This is a genomic window from Mucilaginibacter sp. A5337 (assembly GCF_059690695.1).
Genome location: NZ_JCAWEC010000023.1, coordinates 1 through 1109 on the forward strand (window position 1 = coordinate 1; position 1109 = coordinate 1109).

Consider the following 1109-nt stretch of genomic DNA (forward strand, 5'->3'; position numbering starts at 1 on the left):
CAAATCAAACAGGGTTTACTTTCCCATACTTCTTACACCATTTGATCTCTCATCAGCTGCGTATCTCACGCCGCATAAAAAAGTAATAAGCAAATGCAAAACAGCCTACCGTTGATGCCATTAAACCGCTTACTTGCGGCCATACGATCATGACACTTTCCTTAAACGGCAGCGGAGCCGGTATAGCGCCCGCCATTTGCTCCATGGTTACCGGACCAAGGCTGCGAACGGAAGGCATCAGTAAAGTGGTAACTGCATCTGAGTAAAGCTGGTTCGGAGCGATACGTTGCAGATTCAAGATAAGATCGTTATAACTAATGATCTCGGCTTGGGTAAGATAAGCCGGATCAGGTAAGAAGGACTTGACAATAAGGTTAATAACGATCTGGTAAAATATCGTGAAGAATAACCAAACTCCGATTGCCGTAAGCGCGGAAGTTGCGGCTTGCTTAAACAAGATGGAAAGCATGATAGATAAGCTCAACCAGAAAGCCACATAAGCAATAGTGATCACAATAAACCCCAGTATGCGAAGCAATTCCTGCGGCTCCATACGCACGCCAGTCAGTACTAACCCTCCTCCTATCATCAGCAAAGCCAATGCAAAAAATAAACCGCTAACAATAACCAATGCGCTCACAAATTTGGCCAGCAGCAAATTATCCCGGTAGATGGGCTGCGCCATCAGGCGGGTTAAGGTACCGCTGTTCTGCTCGGAATTAACCGCGTCAAACCCTAAACTGATGCCCAGCAACGGTGCCAGAAAACTCAGGAACACATGAAATGGCGGGATGGAATTGTCCGTTGTCGTTAACAATTTCAGGTATAAAAAAAGGTGATCAGGATCTTTTGTATTTCCTATTGCTGATTTGATATTCGCCAGCGATACGTACATCGCGGCGATAAAAGTAAGCACAATAAGCGCAATCAATATGCTGAAGCGCCAGCTGCGTATATGATCCGCTATTTCCTTATGAATCATAACACCAAAAGGCCCCGGATCAAGAGATTGACTTTTCATAGCTTGTATTTTTAGTACTATTTGATTCAAAATATTTCTGGTAAATATCGTCGAGTCCATAATTTTTTTGATTGACACCGATCACATC

Annotated in this window: 1 protein-coding gene; it reads right to left on the reverse strand. The window is 43.8% G+C overall.

Translation table 11 applies throughout. The features are described from left to right. Positions 1-52 precede the first annotated feature (52 nt). Positions 53-1021 carry an ABC transporter permease gene (locus tag AC59JO_RS29535; RefSeq protein ID WP_413670189.1) on the reverse strand — a complete coding sequence of 323 codons (969 nt, stop codon included), beginning with the start codon at positions 1019-1021 and terminating at the stop codon, positions 53-55. Positions 1022-1109 lie beyond the last annotated feature (88 nt).